The organism is Francisella sp. SYW-9 (genome assembly GCF_008711465.1).
Taxonomy (GTDB): domain Bacteria; phylum Pseudomonadota; class Gammaproteobacteria; order Francisellales; family Francisellaceae; genus Francisella.
The window spans coordinates 164797-184031 of sequence record NZ_VXKQ01000008.1 but is presented as its reverse complement, the minus strand read 5'-3'; the positions used below and the strand labels follow the sequence as shown (position 1 = coordinate 184031).

The following is a 19235-nucleotide window of genomic DNA, read 5'->3' as shown; positions in this document are numbered from 1 at the left end:
AATCATGCGAGTTTTACATGTTTGTAGTGAATTGTATCCATTACTAAAAACAGGGGGGCTTGCAGATGTGACAGCTGCATTGCCTCCAGCATTGTCAGAGTTAGGAGTTGATAGTCGGGTATTAGTTCCGGGCTTTCCAGCGTTTATCGACAGTGTTGAAGAAAAAGAATTGTTAATTGAGTTATCATCAAGTTTTGATGATCAAGTATCTATTTATTTAGCAAAAATTCCTAATACAAAAATCAAGATATATATTATTGATGCCCCAGCTTTATATAATCGTCCAGGAAACCCTTATACAGATAAGGATAATAAAGAATATACTGATAATTATAAAAGGTTTGCTTTATTAGGATGGGTTGCTGCTGAGTTAGTAAAAGGTCTTGATTGTCAATGGATTCCTAATATAGTACATGGTCACGACTGGCATTCAGGGTTAGTTCCTGCATATATAAAAGCAGCTGAAATTGCAACAGGCATAAGAAGTGTTAAGTCTGTGTTTACTATACATAACTTAGCATATCAAGGTCTTTTCCCAATGGATATTTTTCCAGAGTTAGGGCTACCTAAGGATTTCTTAGATATGGATGGTATGGAGTTTTATGGTCAAATATCTTTTTTGAAAGCAGGTTTGAGTTTTGCTGATAAGATAACTACTGTTAGTCCTACATATGCAAAAGAAATTCAATCACATGAACAAGGCTGTGGTTTAGATGGGTTGCTTTCTAAGAGGAAAAATGATTTATATGGTATTTTAAATGGTGTTGATCCTAATGTTTGGAATCCTCGTATCGATCCTGTTATAAAGAATAAATACACTAAAGAATCTGTTGCTATTAGTAAAGCAAAAAATAAATCATTTATGCAGAAATCAAAAGGGCTTAAGGTCCAAAATACGGCGCCTTTGTTTGGTTTGGTTAGTCGATTAACTGAACAAAAAGGTTTACATCTTGTTATTGCTGGATTAGAGGAGATTATATCTAGAGGAGGTCAGCTTGTCTTACTAGGTAGTGGTGATCGTATTTTAGAAGATGAGTTTAAAGCTATAGCAGAGAAATATCCTGAATCTGTATCTGTACAGATAGGTTATGATGAAAAATATGCTCACCAGATCGTTGCAGCTTGTGATGTTATTTTGGTTCCTTCTCGTTTTGAGCCTTGTGGCTTGACTCAGCTTTATGGATTAGTCTATGGTACTTTACCTCTTGTTCATAAGGTTGGAGGTTTAGCAGATACTATAACAGATACATCTTTAGAGAATTTAGCAGATAATACTGCAACTGGTTTTGTATTTGAGAAATTCACGGTAGAAGATTACAAGCGAGCTATTCGTAGAGCTTTTGCACTATATGATCGTAAAGTCGATTGGCGAAAGGTGAGAAAAATAGCTATGCAACAGGATGTGAGCTGGAATGCTGCCGCAGACAGACTAAATGGTATTTATCAACAGCTAATTAAAGAAATGGATTAAAAAAATCTCATATATCTTGTATAGAAAATGTTTTAATGACATTATATTGCCAATTACATCAATATTTTTAACTGAAGTAAATTTCTTATTAAAGGTTTTATTAAAATGAATGAAAAAAATCCCATTGAGTTATATCTTGAGAAAACACTAGATTGTAAAGTTAGTCAAGCAAATGATCAAGATTTATACTATGCTTTGTTAACTTATGCAAAAGAACAAACACAAAAGCTTCCCGAGCAAGATTATAAAAAGAAAATTTACTATATATCTAGCGAGTTTTTGATTGGCAAGATGCTAATTAGTAATCTGATTAACTTAGGTGTTTATAATGATGTTTGTCAGATACTAAAAGATAGTGGTAAAGATATCGTACAAATAGAAGAGTTTGAGCCAGAGCCATCATTAGGTAATGGAGGTTTGGGAAGATTAGCAGCTTGCTTTTTAGATTCAATAGCATCTTTAGGCATTCCTGGAACAGGTATTAGTTTGAACTATCACTATGGTTTATTTAAACAGAAATTTAAAAACCATAGCCAAACTGAGAAACCAAATCCATGGATAGAAAAGCTAGGCTGGTTAAATAAAACAGATGTTAGCTATAAAGTGGACTTCAATAACTTTAGTGTTAAGTCTCAATTATGTGAGATTGACGTTGTTGGTTATAAAAATAACTTTGTAAATAAGTTATGCTTATTTGATATAACTAGTGTTGATCCTGATGTGATAGAAGATGATATCACCTTTGATAAAACTGCTATCGAGAAGAATCTGACATTATTTTTATATCCAGATGATAGTGATGAGAATGGACATCTTTTAAGAATTTTCCAGCAATATTTTATGGTTAGTAATGCAGTTAGCCTAATCTTCTCAGATATCACTAAAAATGGCCACTCATTAGAAAGTTTACCTGAGCATGCTGTTGTACAGATTAATGATACTCATCCGACTTTAGTTATCCCTGAGTTAATCCGTCAATTAGTTGCAAATGGTATTGATATAGATAGGGCTATAGAGCTTGTTAGTAAAACTGCTGCTTATACAAACCATACTATTCTAGCTGAAGCTTTAGAAAAATGGCCTTTGAGTTATTTAGAGAAGGTTTTATCTAAAGAGATGATTGGAATCATTAAATATCTAGATAGAAAAGTTAAAGAGCAATATAAAGATCATGATTTGGCAATAATTGATGATAATAACTGTGTCCATATGGCACACATTTGTATTCATTATAGCTTTAGTGTAAATGGTGTTGCAGCACTTCATACAGATATTTTAAAGAACTCAGAATTAAAACATTTTAATGACATATATCCAGATAAATTTAATAATAAAACTAATGGTATTACATTTAGACGTTGGTTATTACAAGCAAACCCAGAGTTAGCATCTTATCTAAAAAGCTTAGTAGGTGATAGCTTTATTGAAGACTCTAAGCAGTTAGAAAAGCTACTTGCATACCATAATGATAAAAATGTATTAGCTAAACTTGATGAAATCAAGAAAACTAAAAAAGAGCAGTTTATAGAATTTGCAAGCTATTACTCAGGTGTTGAGCTATTAAAAGATGGTATTTTTGATGTTCAAATCAAACGTATTCATGAATATAAGCGTCAGCAGATGAATGCTTTATATATTATTCATAAATATCTTGAAATCAAATCAGGTTTATATCCAAAACCTAAGCGTCCAATAAACTTTATTTTTGGTGGTAAGGCTGCTCCTGCTTATACGATTGCTAAGCACATTATTCACTTGATTCTATGCTTACAAGAGTTGATTAATAATGATGAAGAAGTAAATCAATATATCCGCGTACTTTTTGTTGAGAACTATAATGTAAGTGTTGCTGAGAAGTTGATCCCTGCTACAGATGTATCAGAGCAAATATCTTTAGCTTCTAAAGAGGCTAGTGGTACTGGAAATATGAAGTTCATGTTAAATGGAGCTATTACTCTTGGTACTATGGATGGGGCTAACGTTGAGATAGCGGAGTTAGTAGGAAGTGCTAATATTTATACATTTGGCAAGGATAGTGATACGATTATTGATTTGTATAAAACGCATGGTTATAAATCGATAGATTACTATCATAATCCGGTGATTAAAAATGTTGTTGATTTTATAATCTCGCCAACTTTAGTGTCAATTGGTGATAAAGATAAGCTAATTCCTTTATTTAACGAATTAATAAGTAAAGACTGGTTTATGACTTTGATAGATTTGGTTGAGTATATCAAAGTTAAAGATCAAGTATTTAGAGATTATGAAGATCGTGAGCATTGGTCAAGAATGAGCCTAGTAAATACAGCTAAATCTGGTTTCTTTAGTTCTGATAGAACTATTAGTCAATACAATAAGCATATTTGGAAGATATAATATATAAACATGTTTTTTCGCTATTTGCTTTGCAAATTTTAGCGACATACTTTTTTCATGGCAGAAAAAGTATGCAAAACTGCCTAGCACTGTGCTATCGCTTTATTGTGAACTAATGACAGTTACAAAACTCACTAAAGTTTAGACAATCGTAACCGTCTATTTATCAGTTCATAATAGCTTAATGCAATGTGCGCTTTAATTTAGAGAAAATATATGGAAAAAACTGGAGTTTTATTAGCAGTATCAAGTCTTCCTAGTCACTTTGGGATTGGTGATTTAGGTAAAAATGCTTATAGATTTATAGATATCTTAAAACAAGCAAATATTAAGCTATGGCAAGTATTACCACTTACACCGTTAGGTTATGGAAATTCACCATATCAATCAAGTTCATCATTTGCAGGTGATGAAATATATATAGCTATTGATAACTTAGTTGAGATAGGTTTGCTAGATGAATCTGATATCAAATATTGTAATGCTGATTTAGATAAAGTTGATTACGAAGTAGTTAGGTTGCATAAAGATAAATCACTGCAGCAAGCTTTTGAAAACTTTAAAGCATCTAATGACGAGACTCTTGAATTAAAATATCAAAAGTTTATTGATGAAAATAGTTGGGTTCTGAACTATGCTATTTTTAAAGCTTTTAGAAAAGCTAATAATAATCAAGCTTGGAATCTTTGGCCACAAGAGTATAAAAACTGGATCAAGGATAAATCTATAAAACTTGAGCAATATCAGTCAGATATTGATTATGAGCTATTTCTACAATATATATTTTACAAACAGTGGTTTGAGCTAAAAGAATATGCAAATGAAAATAATATCGAAATCATGGGAGATTTACCTATTTATCTAGGTTTTGATTCTGCCGATGTATGGGAGCATCAATATGTATTTTTATTAGATGACGATCAAAATCTTACTTTTGTTGCAGGAGTTCCACCAGACTTTTTCTCTGCAACAGGGCAGTTGTGGGGTAATCCTCTATATGATTGGGATAGATTAGAAGAGACTAACTTTGAGTTTTGGATAGAGCGTTTAAAAGGTAATTTTAAACTATTTGATATTGTTAGGATTGATCATTTTAGAGCTTTTGATACATATTGGAAGATTCCTGCAGATGCTGAAACAGCTATCAATGGTGAATGGGTCGAGGCTCCTGGATATAAGTTTTTTGATACTGTTTTTGAAAAATTGCCTAATGTAAATATTATTGCTGAAGATTTAGGTGATTTACGTCCTGAAGTGCTAGAACTACGTGATCACTATAATCTAAAGGGTATGAAAGTATTTCCTTTTCACTTTGATCTGAAAACTGGTGGTTTTATTGATGATGCAAATATTGTTGCTTACTCTGGAACACATGATAACAATACGTTAAAAGGTTGGTATTTTGATGAGCTAAGCAGATACCAGAGAAAACTTTTAAAGAAATATTTTAAAGCTAATGATAAAAATATCTTTAGAAAGGTTATTAAATATTTAATAAATTGTGATGCTGAATATGTAATTTTGCCAGTACAAGATATCTTAGAATTAGGTAGTGAGTCTAGACTAAATACGCCTGGTACTGTAGGTGAACCTAATTGGCAATGGAAATTGGTTGATTTTAAACTTTTAGAACCGAAGCTTATTAGTATTTAATTCAGAGTACGTAGTTTCATGCTGATAATCAGGCAGATCAATACTATATCTTAATACTTCAGCACCAAAGATTTGGTTAAATATAGGTACAGACTGAAGATTGCCACTCATAGAAACTATATACCTAGTAAAAATTTCCTCAGGCATAAAAAATGATAAATTTGTAAGGCTATTATCTTGTTTATCATCAATAATATCTTTTAGTTTACTCTGCCATTCAGCAAAAGCTATCTTATAGTCACCTTTAGCCTTATGCAATTCTCCAGCAAGTATATATGCTTCACATAGTGCAAATATAGAGCCTTGTCCCGCTAGTAATGTAGGAGCACTTGATGCATCTCCTGTTAAAGCAACTCTACCTTTATACCAGCTATCCATTTTTACTTGGCCAACATTATCAAGAAACATGTCATCGACATTTTCAAGATTTTCTAATATTTCATGAACTTTGCCACCAAATCCTTTAAATAGAGATTTTAATAAGTCTTTTTTATCTTGTAATGTTTTAGGGTGGTTATCAACCAAGTCTTTATCAAATGCGAATGTACAAACGCTAGTTTCTTTATCATTAAGAGAGATCAATGAAGTTTGTCTGTCTCTATCTAAAAAAAGCTCATAAGAATCTTCGTCAGTATGTACAGTAGCATCATGATTATAATAAAATGAAGCAATATAAGTATTTATGTCAATTTCTTGATATTCTTCTTTTTTAAATGTTAATGAGCGAATGTGAGAGTGGAAGCCATCAGCTCCAATGATTAGATCAAAGCATTCCTTTTTACCATCAGAGCGTTCTATGATAACTCCTTTATTATCTTCTTTAAAACCAGATATCGAAGTACCAAAAACTACATTAGTTTTTTCAAGATTTTTGTGAAGTATAGATAAAAGATCAAATCTTTTTATGCTAATGAACTTGCCGTAGTTTTTTCTTATTATCGATGAGACTTCGACTGTATTAGAGTTTTTGCCTGTATGATCATAGCACTTTAGATGCTTTAAGTTAATGACTTTGTCTTTGATGTCATCTAGTAACCCCATCCTTTTTAATACTTCGTATCCAGAACCCCAGCAGTTAATGAGATATCCTTCAGGAGGTAGCTTTTGTTTTTTCTCAAATATAACTACTTCAAAACCATATCTTTCAATCCACCAGGCTAAAGATAATCCCGCAACACCCGCACCATTAATTGCTATTCTCATAAAATCATATTCTTATATCTTTAGATTAAGGTAATAGTCATTCTATATTACTAACTAAGGAAGTCAAATAACATATAGTTATATTTAATCTATGTTTAATAAGAATTTAAGAGCTATAGTTTTTTGTGGAGACTATAGTTTTAGTGTGATAATAATTAAATTGATCAGTATTAGCTGCTAGATTTTTATAATAATCCAAGCTAGATATTTTTATATAATATTTATTAACATCCAAATATGGTAGAATCTTTTACAAAATTATAGTTATGTGAAATTTTTAATTAGTATGCTTACATTTCAAGAAATTATTTTAAAGTTACATCATTATTGGGCATCTAAAGGATGTGCTATTATTCAGCCATTAGATATGGAAGTCGGAGCTGGTACTTTTCACCCAGCGACAACTCTACGAGCAATAGGTCCAGAGCCATGGACAGCTGCGTATGTCCAGCCTTCAAGAAGACCTACAGATGGTCGCTATGGTGAGAATCCAAACCGTACGCAACATTATTATCAGTATCAGGTTGTAATGAAGCCATCACCAGATAATATTCAAGAGCTTTATTTAGGTTCTCTAAAAGAGCTTGGTATAGATGCTTTAGAAAATGATATTCGTTTTGTTGAAGATAACTGGGAGTCGCCAACATTAGGTGCTTGGGGACTTGGCTGGGAAGTATGGTCAAATGGAATGGAAATTACACAGTTTACATATTTTCAACAAGTTGGTGGACTAGAGTGTAAACCTGTGATGGGTGAAATCACTTATGGCCTTGAGCGTCTTGCAATGTATATCCAAAATGTTGATAGTATGTATGACTTACTTTGGGCAAATACTCAGAATGGGCCTTTATATTACCGTGATGTATTTATGCAAAATGAAGTTGAGATGTCTACTTATAACTTTGAAGAGGCAAATGTTGAAGAGTTATTTAAACAGTTTGATTTGCTAGAGAAAGAAGGCTATCGTTTAGTTGAGAAGAATCTTCCTATTCCTGCTTATGAATTTGTCTTGAAAGCATCTCATACTTTTAACTTATTAGATGCTCGTCATGCAATATCTGTTACAGAGAGACAAGGTTATATTTTGCGAGTTAGAAAGTTAGCTTTAGAAGTTGCTAAGGAATATTATAGTGCTAGAGAAAAGCTAGGTTTTCCGGCCTTTAAGAAGTAAATAATTTAAAAGGTTTCATAAACTTACTTAGCAGATGTTTACTTTTATTGTAAGTCAATTGATGCCTACAAAACTCGCAAGCTCAAATAGTTATAGCTACTGATTCAATGGCTTTGACAATAGTTTGCCACAATGTGTTTTTTTGCGGTAAAAAATAAAATGAAAAATTTAAATCAAGTATTGAAATTTCTTGGCATTCAAAACTTATCTAAGAGTGATTTTAAAATTCAATCCTTATATTTGGATAGTCGTAAATGTGGTAGTGAGTCGGCTTTTATAGCTCTAAAAGGTCAAGCTACTGATGGTAATAAGTATATTGATACTGTTATTTCTAAAGGAGTTAATCTAGTTTTAACTGATAGCGTCGAATTTGAGGATGGTGATAAAGTTTTTTACGTCGAAGATTTGAAAAATAAACTTGCAAGTTTAGCAATATGGTTTTATGACTATAGAAAACCAAAAAATATAATAGGTATAACTGGTACAAATGGTAAGACCTCAATTTCTAATTATATTGCTCAACTTCTAGACTTAAACTACCAAAAAACATTACTGTTAGGTACAAATGGTAATGGCATTTACCCTGACCTAAAAGAAAGCTCTCATACTACACTGGATATTTTATCTTTGTATCATACTATTTCTGATCATTGTAATAATTATAAAAGTCATTCTGAATTTCACCATAATGTTCAAAATTTAGTAATGGAAGTCTCCTCTCATTCATTAGATCAAAAACGTGTTAAAGGGTTAGATTTTGATATAGCAGTTTTTAGTAACCTTAGTCATGAACATCTTGATTACCATAAGACTATGCAAAACTACTTTGAGGCAAAGGCTAAACTATTTCAATTTGAGAGCTTAAAAAAAGCAGTTATAAATATAGATGATGATTATGGTTGTAGGCTTTGTAATATGATCGAAATACCTATTATCACTGTTAGTCTTAAAAACGAGTATGCAGATCTGTATATAAGACCTAAATCCATTGAAGGTATTAGAACTAATTTTGAGATGTTTTTTAATGGACGGCTTGTAGGCGAGTATACTACTAAGCTACTTGGAGATTTTAATCTAATGAATTTAGGTCTTAGCTTTGCATCATTAGATGGTGTGCTAGATTGGGACTGTATATCAAATATAGAAAATATAGAGTCTGTAAAGGGGCGTATGGAAGTCATAGAGTTAGCAAATAATGTCAAAGTAGTGATTGACTACGCTCATACTCCTGATGCTTTAGAAAAAGCCCTGCAGACATTACAAAACTATTCTCAAAATACTTTATGGAGTATCTTTGGTTGTGGTGGAAATAGGGATACTACAAAGAGACCTGAGATGGCTAAAATTGCTGAGAAATATGCTGATAAAGTCATCGTTACAGAAGATAATAACCGATTTGAGAATATAGATAATATTTTTAATGATATTAAAAAAGGATTTAATAATGTAAATCAGCATAAGTTTATACCATCACGTCGAGATGCCATAAAATATACGATTGAGAAATCTGAAGCTGGTGATATTATTCTTTTGGCTGGAAAGGGACATGAATGTTATTTGGATAAAAATGGTGTAAAAGAGTATTTTGATGAGCGAGAAATTGTTAAAAATACTATAAACTAAAATATTTTACTTTAATGTAAATATTAACTAAATCTGGTTTGTCATGTATAACTACTTAATATGTATTAAAAATTTTGTAGAGATTGTTAAACATTCAAGTTTTTCTAAGGCTGCTAGGGAGCTAAATGTAAGCACTTCTCAATTGAGCAAACAGGTTCGTTGGTTAGAATCAGAAAACAATACTATCCTCCTTGAAAGATCTAAAAAGAAAGTATTTTTAACAAAAGCTGGAGAGATATTTTTATCACATTGTCAGCGTGTATTAGCCGATGTCAAAAATATTCATGAGTGTTTTGATTCTTTGTCAGATGAGCCAAGTGGTAAAATTAAGTTTTCTATTCCACTAGTTCTTATGATTAGTCCTTTAATGAACATAATCACAAGTTTCCTAAAAGATTATCCAAAAATTTCTATGGAGCTTTATGTTGCAAATTCTATTGCTAAAGTAGTTAATGGTGATTATGACATGATTATTAGTGGAGTAGAATATAATGACCCTCAAGTAATAAAAGTTCCTTTCTGCTCACTTGAATGTAGACTATTTGCATCTCCTGAATATATAAAAGAAAAAGGTAATCCTAAAAATATTAATGATTTAGAAAATCATTACTTAATATCTAATAGAAGAATGATAGGATCAACACATACTTTGACTTTCCTAGATAATACTAAAGTGAAAATGCCTTGTAGATATACAACAGACTCTAATTTTCTAAATATTCATGCAGCTAAAAATTCGCTTGGAATATTTATGAGCTCCTATCCTGAACTTTATCAAGAGGTAGCTAATAACAATTTAGTTTTTGTTGATGTGGGCAAGAAACTTGCTGATATTAATATTTATATATATCATCGTCCTGTAAATAGTACATCTCCTATTGCTATTTTTGTAAACTACCTAAGTGAGCATATTAAAAATCTAGCTAATGAAATACCTGGGATGTCTTTATTACCTCAAGATTAACATTTAGAAAACTTGACTATTAATGGTTTTAATAGCCTAATTTTGTCTTCCTTATTAGATGTTTCCATACTGGAAAAGATATGTTTCTTATAATGGTCTGTTTAATTAATTTAAAAGCTATATCATATAAATAAATTTAATTGTCATTTTAGGTGTATATCATGCAAAAAATAAAAAAAAATATTATTACTATCGATCGTATTATTAACAACGTTTATAAGTTTTTCTAATGCTAATCCAACGGGGTCTTATAGCTCGGCTATTAATGAACCCAGTATGAGTAATCATAAATCTTATGATTCATCTTCTGAAGGGGATATAGAAAGCAGACTACAAGAGCTTAATAGGGGTTAGGTAAATAAGTTAAAGCAGTAGTTTAGAATCATTAATAATCGTTTAGATATTGACATAATTATTACAGATATTTGTTGTAATAATGATTTAGAAAACATTTTTTAAAGCTAAAGAATATTGGTTTTTAGTTAATACTATGCAAAGAAAGTTAGTAAGTAATTTATGCTGTAAAAAATATTGTGTTTAATAAATAACTATGTATAATCTAGCAAAATTTAATTTTTAAACAGAGGACTGTAAGAATGATTAATAAAAAAATATTGGCTGTATCAATCAGTATGATTCTTTTAGCAAGCTGCTCATCTGTTCAGTTAAATCCTGCTGCTAGTAGGGTGCAAGTGTCTACAGTCGCTCCGGCAAAAGACTGTAAGTTTGTTAATACAGTAACGGCTACGCAAGGTAACTTCTTTACCGGTGGCTTTACATCAAATAATAATTTACAAGAAGGCGCATATAATAAAGCAAGAAATGAAGCAGCACAAATGGGCGGTAACTATATTCAACTAATTTCTAGTCAAGCAGGAAATACCGGCGGAGGAAATAGCTTTAATGGAAACTTTGATTATAGTTCACAACAGACTAATTATACAGTGACAGGATCTGTTTATAATTGTCCAAATAACTAAATTTAAAATATTAGAGTTATAAAAACTTATAATTTATTCTAGGTATTTGTGATTGATCTAATATTCTCTTATAATGGTTTCTATATATAATTTTTCTCTAATAAATAATGCTTAAAAAGCTTACATTGTCACTTTTTACTTTATTGATTTTATCTAGTTGTAGCTCGGTTCAATTTAACTCAAACCCTGGTAGTTTTGTAACTTTTGGTTCTGAGAAAATAAATTTTTAGATTTTCTTTTTTCAGCTATATAATTATTACAGTAGTTTTTAGAAATCGACGCTGCGGTCAAGTCGTGGTATGGCAAAGTGTAATAATTTAAAGATTGCACTCTCTTCAGGTTTTAACATGGGATTGAAATATGAGTGATAATTAGGTGTAAAGTTGAATGCGGCTATTCCCCTTCGAGTGTCGAAGGGGCGGGCTGCGAAGCAGGTCGTGGTAGCACTTTTAAAAGGGAGTTTTATTAAATATGAGATTTAAACTACCATATAATAATAAATTAAAACAACGAGCAAGAGAACTACGCAAGACCGGGAATTTATCAGAAGTTCTGCTTTGGAATCAACTTAAAAGCAAAAAAGTTTTTAGGTTTAGATTTTGATAGGCAAAAGATTATAGGAAACTATATCGTAGACTTCTATTGTCCAAATAAAAATATTGTAATAGAAATAGCTAGCTCTAGCCATGATAATAAATATGAGTATGATTTAGTAAGACAAACATATTTAGAAAGTCTGGGACTAAAGGTTATCAGAATTAATGATAGTGATGTAAAAGATAATGTTGAAAATATATTGATATACTTAAGAAATAAACTTGAAAGTACTACACCGTCAACCTAAAGGGAAATTTTAGATTATGGAGAAAAGATGATCAAATCACTAAAACAGCTAGCGATACAAGCAGGCTTAGAATATATCGGTAAAGATATTACAATTCGAACAGTAGCTATTAACTCAAATGAAATAAAACAAGATGCTTTATTTATAGCAATTGTAGCTAATCGTGATGGGCATGAGTTTATACCAAGTGCTATTGCTAACGGAGCAAAAGCACTCTTGGTTTCAAAGAAGCAGGATTTGGATATTCCACAAGTAGTTTGTGCTAACACTATCAAAGGTTTAAGAGCTTTAGCAAAAGAATATCGTAAATCATTAAAAATGCCGATAATTTCCCTAACAGGAAGCTGTGGAAAAACAACAGTAAAAGAGATGATTGTAACTCTTTTATCAAATAAAAAGGTGCATTTTACTCAAGGTAATTTTAATAACTATCTTGGTGTGCCAATGACAATATTAGAAATACCTCAGGATGTTGATTTTGCAGTAGTAGAAGCAGGTACAAATGTTGGCGGAGAAATAAAAGCAGCGGCTAATATTATTCAGCCAGATATTGCTATGATTACAAATGTTGGTGCAAGTCATTTAGAAAATCTAAAAACTTTAGATGGTGTTATGATAGAAAAGGGTGAGCTTTTGAAAGCACTACCTAATGATGGTTATTGTATAGTAAATCTTGATGATGACAGAATTCCTACTTATGTAGATAAGTTGAATTGTCGTAAGATAACTTGCTCAATGAGTAATAAATCTGCCGATATTTTACTTCTAGATCACCAAGTATCATCACAGTTTTATGATGTCAGAGCTAGAATCTTTGATAAAGAATATAACTATAAGTTACCTAATATTGGTAAGCATAATTTACTTAACAGTATATTAGCTATAGCAAGTGTGGTTGCTGTAGGTATAAAGCCAGCTGAATTTTTATCAAATACTCAAAAAATCAAGAGCTACAAGGGGCGATTTACTAGTGAAAAAATAGCAGAAAAATTAACTTTAGTTGATGATACTTATAATGCTAGTGTTGCTGCAATGAAAGCAGCTATTGATGATTTGGCTGATTTTAACGGTAAGAAAATACTTGTTGCAAGTTCTATGAGAGAGCTAGGTGATGAGGCTGAAAATTATCATAGAGAAATGGGACAATGGTTAAAGCAAGCAAACTTAGATAGAGTATTTTTATTTGGTGATAGCCAGCTGATGAATTGTGTGCTTAAGCAAGTTGATGATCATAGAGTAAGTTATTATGAATCAAAGCAAAGCTTAAATAATGACTTGTTAGATTTTATAAAAAAATCTCAGTTATCTGAGACTAAAATAATAGTCAAAGGGGCTAGAAGCTATAAAATGGAAGAGATAGTTGAGTATATAAAAATTTCTTTCTCTAAAAAAAATAAATAGTATATAATCAAATTAATCTATAAATTTGTAAGGTTATTTAGATGAAGAGATTATCCATACTTATGGCGTTGTTATTCGCTCTGATTTATTCATATTCATCAACTACTACAAAAAGTTTTAACTGCCCTGTTTTTAAACCAGGTCAGGTTTGTTCTAGTGTTAAGCCTTTTTGTGGAGATAACTGTAGTAATACTCCATTCTGTGAAACAACATGTTGGCCTACTAGCGCTGGTTCTGCCTGGGCTGGTGCCGGCGTGACAAGTGAAACTAAACAGTTATATTGTCCTCAGTCAACCTTTGCAAATTGTCACTTCTCTGGTCCGCCATCTCCTACAGGAGTAAACCCGAATGAGAATCCAAGTTTGCCTTGTAAAGTAAATAAAGATGGTAAAACAGCTAATTGTAGATGTAAGGTTTTTACTGGACCAAGCTATGTGAATATTGATGGTATTATGAATTTAGGTGTTTATTATGAAACTGTTGCTGTATGTGGCAAAGATGGCTCTAAATGTAAAAACTTATCTACCTGTAAGCCAGGAGGAAAAGGTAACTGTGTAGGTAAAATAGCACCTGTATGTTCATATGTTGCTGCTCAAAATAGAAAAGATGATAGAGTTTCATTTATACCTGGATATGATTTAATATCGACGTATAGCTTTAATATGAATAAAGCCTATGATGCAGCAGGGCCAAAAGGTGGTCCAGTATGTTCTAATATAGATGTGGCTGGTTGTATGGCTCAGCCATGTAAATATGAGAAGGGATCTAAGGAGTTTGCAAATTGTACTTGTCCTATAACTAAAAATGTTAAATCATTTAGATTACATTCAAAAATTGCATCTTGTGATCTTCCAAAAGGTTATGTTTGGGAGTAAAAGCAATATTTAATTAAATGAACAGTTTATAAATGAAATTGCAATAAACATTATCAGTTGAAAGATTCCCTCCTTTATGGGAATGACCTTATAGCTTTATTTAACTTTATTTTTAATAATATTTAATACTCTTCTTAAAGGTTCAGCAGCACCCCAAAGAAGTTGATCACCAACTGTGAAACAATGAAATATATCATTAGCTAGAAGCGACGGCTTAATTCGCCCAATAGCAATATCTAAAGTTCCAGAAGTTGCCTGAGGAGTTAGATCTTTTAATGTATCTTCTTTGTTGTTTTCAACTACTTTGACCCATTGATTACCTTTAGAGATCTTATGTTTAATTTCTTCGATAGTTAGCTTTTCTCTAAGTTTTATAGTTAGTGCTTGAGAGTGAGATCTTAGACTAGGAACCCTAACACATACACCATCAACTGGAATAGTTTTTTTAGTATCAAGAATTTTGTTAAGCTCAGTTGCTGCTTTATATTCTTCTTTAGTTTGGCCATTATCCATAGCAACATCAATCCAAGGTAGAAGATTATAGGCAAGTGTTTGACCAGTCTTTTGCTGCGGTATCAAATCAGCATTTTTTGATAGTTCACGAAGAGTTTTCTCTCTTGTTAAAATATCTTGGTTAATATTATCAGCTTTGTTTAGTAAAGAAGCTTGCTCTAGTAACTCTTGCATTGCTGCAGCGCCTGAACCTGAAATAGCTTGGTAAGTACTGGAGTTAACCCACTCAACTAAATCTTCTTTTAGTAAGCCAGCTATTGCAAGTGACATTAAACTAACTGTACAATTACTACCAATAAAATCTTTTTTGCCACTATTTATAGCCTCAGAGATCTGATTTTGGTTTAAAGGGTCTAAAACTAGAGTGCTATTCTCATCTAAACGCAAAGTGGATGCAGCATCTATCCAAAAACCTTGCCAGCCATTAGCTCTAAGTTTTGGATGGATATCTTTTGTATATTCTCCACCTTGGCAGCTTAGTAGTATATCCATTTTGCTTAGCTGCTCAACATCAAAAGCATCTTGCAATACTCCATACTCTTGCATAAAACCAGATGGATTTTGCCCGGCTTGAGATGTTGAAAAGAAAGTAGGTGAAATGTCATCAAAATCTTTTGATTCAACCATTCTAGACATCAAAACAGAGCCAACCATTCCTCGCCAACCAATAAAACCAACTTTAAGCATAAAATCCTCCGTAACTACTAGTGTATATAAACTAATGATAAAGTATAATACAAAACTAACTAATTTAATATTTGTTAAAATCTTAAGGTATACAATGATAGTACATAAATTTGGAGGAAGTAGTCTCGCTACAGCAGAAAAAATAAAAAATGTGTCTAATATTATAGAGTGTCATGACGAAACGGTTGTTGTTTCGGCATCAGCAAAGACTACTAGCAATTTACAAAAAGCTATAGATCAAGCGGTCATAGGCGGTGACTATGATGAAACACTTAATACTATTTTGGAACATCATACCCAAATTATTAGTGAGTTAACTCCAGAAGATACAACTATTAAAGCCTTAATTATTAGAGATTTACGAAATATAAGAAATATTTTAAATACTATTACTATTACAAACTTCTGTGCGGATGATTTAAGATTTTTTATTCTAGGGTTTGGCGAAATATGGTCAGCAAACATTCTAACAGTATATTTGAAATCAAAAGGAGAAAATGCGCATTTCATAGATGCTTCTGATTGTTTGATCGTAAATGATCGTAGCTATCCAGTGACTGTAAATTGGCAGAAAAGCTTAGAAGAGCTTGAGAGTATAAAAAAAGAAAACCCTGCGGATGTTTACGTTATAACAGGATTTATTGCACAGAATAAATTTGGTAAAAGAACTATTTTAGGTTTGAACTGTAGTGATTATTCAGCAGCGATTTTCGCAAAACTACTACAAGCTGAAAAATTATATATTTGGACAGATGTGGCAGGTGTATATAGTGCGAACCCTCAAGTTGTACCAGAAGCAAAACCTTTAACTCAGCTAACTTATAAAGAGGCTTTAGAGCTAGCATATTTTGGAGCATCTGTTGTACATCCTCTAACTATTACACCAATGGCAATAGAGAGAACACCAATCTATATAAAAAGTAGTTATGCTCCTGAAGAGCCGGGTACTAAGATTTGTGCTGAGAAAGATGAAAATCAAGGTCTTATTAAAGGTTTAACAAGTGTTTCAGATGTTGCTATAGTTCGAGTGCAAGGTGCTGGGATGATTGGTGTCTCAGGAATATCATTTAAAGTATTCGGAGCGTTAGAAAAGGCAGAAATATCAGTAATGATGATATCACAAGCAAGCTCAGAGTATTCTATATGCTTTGCTATAGATAGTATAAATGCTGATAATGCAATAGATACTCTAAAAAGAGAGTTCGCTAATGAAATAAAAAATAACCTTATAGAAGAGATAGTTGCTCACAAACATCATTCACTAATTACTGCTGTTGGTGAGGGTATGAGAGCAAAAACTGGATCACTTGCAAAATTAGTAAACTCTCTTAGATTAGCAAATATAAACATACATGCTATTGCCCAAGGATCATCTGAGCGAAGTGTTACTTTTGCTGTTAAAACAGAAGATGAAGCTCGAGGTGTGCAAGCAATGCATCGCCACTATAATACTGTAAGTGATGATATTGCTATCGCTGTGATTGGAGCAGGAAATATTGGTAAAGAATTTATTAAACAAATGAAGCAGACATATCAAAAATGGTATGAAAAGGGTATTAATCTCATACTTATTGGAGCAACTAATTCAAAACAGATGAGAACTGTATATGAGAATCTATTGTTTGAAAATGTAGATACTTTACTTGAAGAGAATATTGAGCCAGTAAATCTAGAGAAATTAGCAGAATTTATGTCTCGTGCTTCAGCAGTTAAAAAGATTGTTATTGACGCTACTGCAAGTGAAGAAGTATCAAAAAGTTATATTAATTTCCTACAAAAAGGTATAAGCATTGTCACACCAAATAAATATGCGAACTCTGGTAACTATGATTACTATCGAGAACTAAGAAAAGTTGCTAATGAAAGTGACTCTATGTTCTGCTATGAAACAAATGTTTGTGCAGGACTACCTCTTATAGCGACTTTACAAAGTATGGTGAGAAGTGGAGACCAAGTTAAATCAATTAGTGGTATCTTCTCTGGAACATTAAGCTATTTATTTACACAGTTAAATAATGGTGTGATCTTTTCAGATGCTGTAAAAATGGCATATGATGCTGGCTATACGGAACCTGATCCTCGTCAAGATTTATCTGGTATGGATGTAGCGAGAAAGACTATAATTTTAGCTAGAGAAATAGGTCTAAACCTTAGTATAGGTGATCTAACGGTAGAGAATTTAGTCCCAGAAGAGCTAAGAGAGTGTAGTGTCGAAGAGTTTTTTGAAAAATTACCTGCATTTAATGATCAGATAATGAATCAAATAAAAGATAAGAAGCAAGATCTAGCAGGAGTACACTATGTAGGCTCTATTAATAATGGAGCTGCGAATGTTGGTATCCAAGCATATAATGAAACTAGCCCCTTTGCTAATGTTAAAGGTACTGATAATATAGTAATGATAAATACCCAAAGATATACACAGCCAATGGTTATTCAAGGTGCTGGAGCTGGTATTGAAGTGACTGCTGCAGGTGTTTATGGTGATGTTATAACTGTAATAAGAGAAAAATAATTATGAAATTAGCGAATGTAAATTTTGCTAAAGCTTTTGCTCCAGCAACTAGTGCTAATTTTGCGGTTGGCTATGATCTGTTAGGTTTTGCTTTAGAAGGTGTAGGTGATACTATAGAGCTTATTAAAAGAAATGATAATAATTTAGTTATAAAGCAAATAACTGGTACAACAGGTGCAGATAAGCTTCCATATGATAGCGATAAAAATGTTGCTACAGCTGTTATTAAGAAATTCCTAACTGATAAAAATATAAAGATAGGTTTTGATGTTTATATTCATAAGGGTATAACCCTTGGTTCAGGAATGGGAGGATCAGCAGCATCTTCAGTAGCAGCATTAGTAGCTATGAATGCTTTTTTTGAGCAACCACTATCATATGATGAGTTGGTTGATTATGCGATCTATGGTGAAAGCCTTATATCTGGCGCTTATCATGGTGATAATGCAGTACCTTGTATGTATGGAGGCTTAGTTTTATTACAAAGCTCAAAACCATGCAAAAAAGTGCAATTACCAATTGCTGATTGTAAAGTTGCCATAATTTGTCCTGAATTATCGATTGAGACAAAACAAGCGAGAGAGCTTCTAAAAGAACCATATGATCTACCAACAATTGTTAAACATGGTGCGTGTTTGGCTTCAGTAATAAGTGCTTTATACACAAAAGATTTAGATTTATTAAGTGATAATTTAAAAGATATACTTGTTGAACCAAGAAGAGCAGAGCTAATTACTGGTTTTTATGATGTTAAGAATGCGGCATATAATGCTGGCGCACTTGGATGTGGGATATCAGGGTCTGGACCTACAATGTTTGCACTAGCAACAAAAGATAATATTGCAAATGTTGCTCAAGCTATGCAAAATAAATTTAATGAATTTAACTTAAAATCTGACAGTTGGATTAGCACTATGAGTAGCAAAGGCGCGTATGTATTAGAGAAAGGGTAGTAA

Annotated in this window: 13 protein-coding genes and 1 pseudogene; 12 read left to right on the top strand and 2 right to left on the bottom strand. The window is 32.2% G+C overall.

Translation table 11 applies throughout. The features are described 5' to 3' along the window. Positions 1 to 4 precede the first annotated feature (4 nt). The 3 genes from glgA to malQ all read left to right on the top strand — a co-directional run bounded on the left by glgA (position 5) and on the right by malQ (position 5503). Positions 5 to 1471, top strand: coding sequence for a glycogen synthase GlgA (gene glgA / locus F3D62_RS04525; protein ID WP_150467058.1), 1467 nt, complete (start codon positions 5 to 7; stop codon positions 1469 to 1471). Positions 1472 to 1576: 105 nt separating this feature from the next. Beyond that, positions 1577 to 3850, top strand: coding sequence for a glycogen/starch/alpha-glucan phosphorylase (locus tag F3D62_RS04520; protein WP_150467057.1), 2274 nt, complete (start codon positions 1577 to 1579; stop codon positions 3848 to 3850). A 216-nt stretch (positions 3851 to 4066) separates the two neighbouring features. Continuing rightward, positions 4067 to 5503 (top strand): 4-alpha-glucanotransferase, encoded by a 1437-nt coding sequence (gene malQ / locus F3D62_RS04515; protein WP_150467056.1) that lies wholly within the window; start codon positions 4067 to 4069, stop codon positions 5501 to 5503. On the opposite strand, the gene F3D62_RS04510 is transcribed toward malQ, so the two are convergent. Beyond that, entirely contained in the window at positions 5477 to 6706 is a 1230-nt protein-coding gene (locus tag F3D62_RS04510) for an FAD-dependent monooxygenase (protein ID WP_150467055.1), read from the bottom strand. The two genes, malQ and F3D62_RS04510, sit on opposite strands and share 27 nt — an antisense overlap. Before the next feature lie 286 nt (positions 6707 to 6992). Between F3D62_RS04510 and glyQ the strand changes: the two genes are divergently transcribed. From glyQ to F3D62_RS04475, 7 genes and pseudogenes are all read left to right on the top strand, one after another. Then, a complete protein-coding gene (glyQ, locus tag F3D62_RS04505) occupies positions 6993 to 7877 on the top strand; it encodes a glycine--tRNA ligase subunit alpha (protein ID WP_150467054.1) in 885 nt (294 codons plus the stop codon). Positions 7878 to 8036: 159 nt separating this feature from the next. Then, on the top strand, positions 8037 to 9500 hold the full coding sequence (locus tag F3D62_RS04500) for a UDP-N-acetylmuramoyl-L-alanyl-D-glutamate--2,6-diaminopimelate ligase (RefSeq protein ID WP_150467053.1): 1464 nt from the start codon (positions 8037 to 8039) through the stop codon (positions 9498 to 9500). A gap of 43 nt (positions 9501 to 9543) precedes the next feature. Beyond that, the gene (locus tag F3D62_RS04495; RefSeq protein ID WP_150467052.1) at positions 9544 to 10464 is read left to right on the top strand and encodes a LysR family transcriptional regulator; all 921 of its coding nucleotides are present in this window, start codon (positions 9544 to 9546) and stop codon (positions 10462 to 10464) included. 596 nt (positions 10465 to 11060) lie between these two features. Continuing rightward, positions 11061 to 11444 (top strand): DUF4156 domain-containing protein, encoded by a 384-nt coding sequence (locus tag F3D62_RS04490; RefSeq protein WP_150467051.1) that lies wholly within the window; start codon positions 11061 to 11063, stop codon positions 11442 to 11444. Between the two features lie 471 nt (positions 11445 to 11915). After that, positions 11916 to 12288, top strand: a pseudogene (locus F3D62_RS13135) (endonuclease domain-containing protein). 27 nt (positions 12289 to 12315) lie between these two features. Next, positions 12316 to 13689: a UDP-N-acetylmuramoyl-tripeptide--D-alanyl-D-alanine ligase gene (locus tag F3D62_RS04480; RefSeq protein ID WP_150467050.1), complete on the top strand. Its 1374-nt coding sequence runs from the start codon at positions 12316 to 12318 to the stop codon at positions 13687 to 13689. 41 nt (positions 13690 to 13730) lie between these two features. Next, positions 13731 to 14564, top strand: a complete 834-nt coding sequence (locus F3D62_RS04475) for a hypothetical protein (protein WP_224732636.1) — start codon at positions 13731 to 13733, stop codon at positions 14562 to 14564. A 96-nt stretch (positions 14565 to 14660) separates the two neighbouring features. On the opposite strand, the gene asd is transcribed toward F3D62_RS04475, so the two are convergent. Next, complete coding sequence (gene asd / locus F3D62_RS04470) at positions 14661 to 15764, bottom strand: aspartate-semialdehyde dehydrogenase (RefSeq protein ID WP_150467049.1); 1104 nt, start codon at positions 15762 to 15764, stop codon at positions 14661 to 14663. A gap of 94 nt (positions 15765 to 15858) precedes the next feature. Here asd and thrA point away from each other — a divergent pair, with 94 nt between their 5' ends. Together thrA and F3D62_RS04460 are read left to right on the top strand one after the other, a co-directional pair. Further along, on the top strand, positions 15859 to 18279 hold the full coding sequence (gene thrA, locus F3D62_RS04465) for a bifunctional aspartate kinase/homoserine dehydrogenase I (protein ID WP_150467048.1): 2421 nt from the start codon (positions 15859 to 15861) through the stop codon (positions 18277 to 18279). A 2-nt stretch (positions 18280 to 18281) separates the two neighbouring features. Beyond that, positions 18282 to 19232, top strand: coding sequence for a homoserine kinase (locus F3D62_RS04460; protein WP_150467047.1), 951 nt, complete (start codon positions 18282 to 18284; stop codon positions 19230 to 19232). The last annotated feature ends 3 nt before the right edge of the window (positions 19233 to 19235 follow it).

What these genes read in the sequence shown, in the direction of transcription:
- asd (WP_150467049.1), bottom strand. Translation starts at nt 15,764, where the DNA reads ATGCTTAAAGTTGGTTTTATTGGTTGGCGAGGAATGGTTGGCTCTGTT.
- F3D62_RS04495 (WP_150467052.1), top strand. Translation starts at nt 9,544, where the DNA reads ATGTATAACTACTTAATATGTATTAAAAATTTTGTAGAGATTGTTAAA.
- F3D62_RS04510 (WP_150467055.1), bottom strand. Translation starts at nt 6,706, where the DNA reads ATGAGAATAGCAATTAATGGTGCGGGTGTTGCGGGATTATCTTTAGCC.
- F3D62_RS04475 (WP_224732636.1), top strand. Translation starts at nt 13,731, where the DNA reads ATGAAGAGATTATCCATACTTATGGCGTTGTTATTCGCTCTGATTTAT.
- F3D62_RS04500 (WP_150467053.1), top strand. Translation starts at nt 8,037, where the DNA reads ATGAAAAATTTAAATCAAGTATTGAAATTTCTTGGCATTCAAAACTTA.
- F3D62_RS04490 (WP_150467051.1), top strand. Translation starts at nt 11,061, where the DNA reads ATGATTAATAAAAAAATATTGGCTGTATCAATCAGTATGATTCTTTTA.
- glgA (WP_150467058.1), top strand. Translation starts at nt 5, where the DNA reads ATGCGAGTTTTACATGTTTGTAGTGAATTGTATCCATTACTAAAAACA.
- thrA (WP_150467048.1), top strand. Translation starts at nt 15,859, where the DNA reads ATGATAGTACATAAATTTGGAGGAAGTAGTCTCGCTACAGCAGAAAAA.
- F3D62_RS04520 (WP_150467057.1), top strand. Translation starts at nt 1,577, where the DNA reads ATGAATGAAAAAAATCCCATTGAGTTATATCTTGAGAAAACACTAGAT.
- F3D62_RS04460 (WP_150467047.1), top strand. Translation starts at nt 18,282, where the DNA reads ATGAAATTAGCGAATGTAAATTTTGCTAAAGCTTTTGCTCCAGCAACT.
- glyQ (WP_150467054.1), top strand. Translation starts at nt 6,993, where the DNA reads ATGCTTACATTTCAAGAAATTATTTTAAAGTTACATCATTATTGGGCA.
- malQ (WP_150467056.1), top strand. Translation starts at nt 4,067, where the DNA reads ATGGAAAAAACTGGAGTTTTATTAGCAGTATCAAGTCTTCCTAGTCAC.
- F3D62_RS04480 (WP_150467050.1), top strand. Translation starts at nt 12,316, where the DNA reads ATGATCAAATCACTAAAACAGCTAGCGATACAAGCAGGCTTAGAATAT.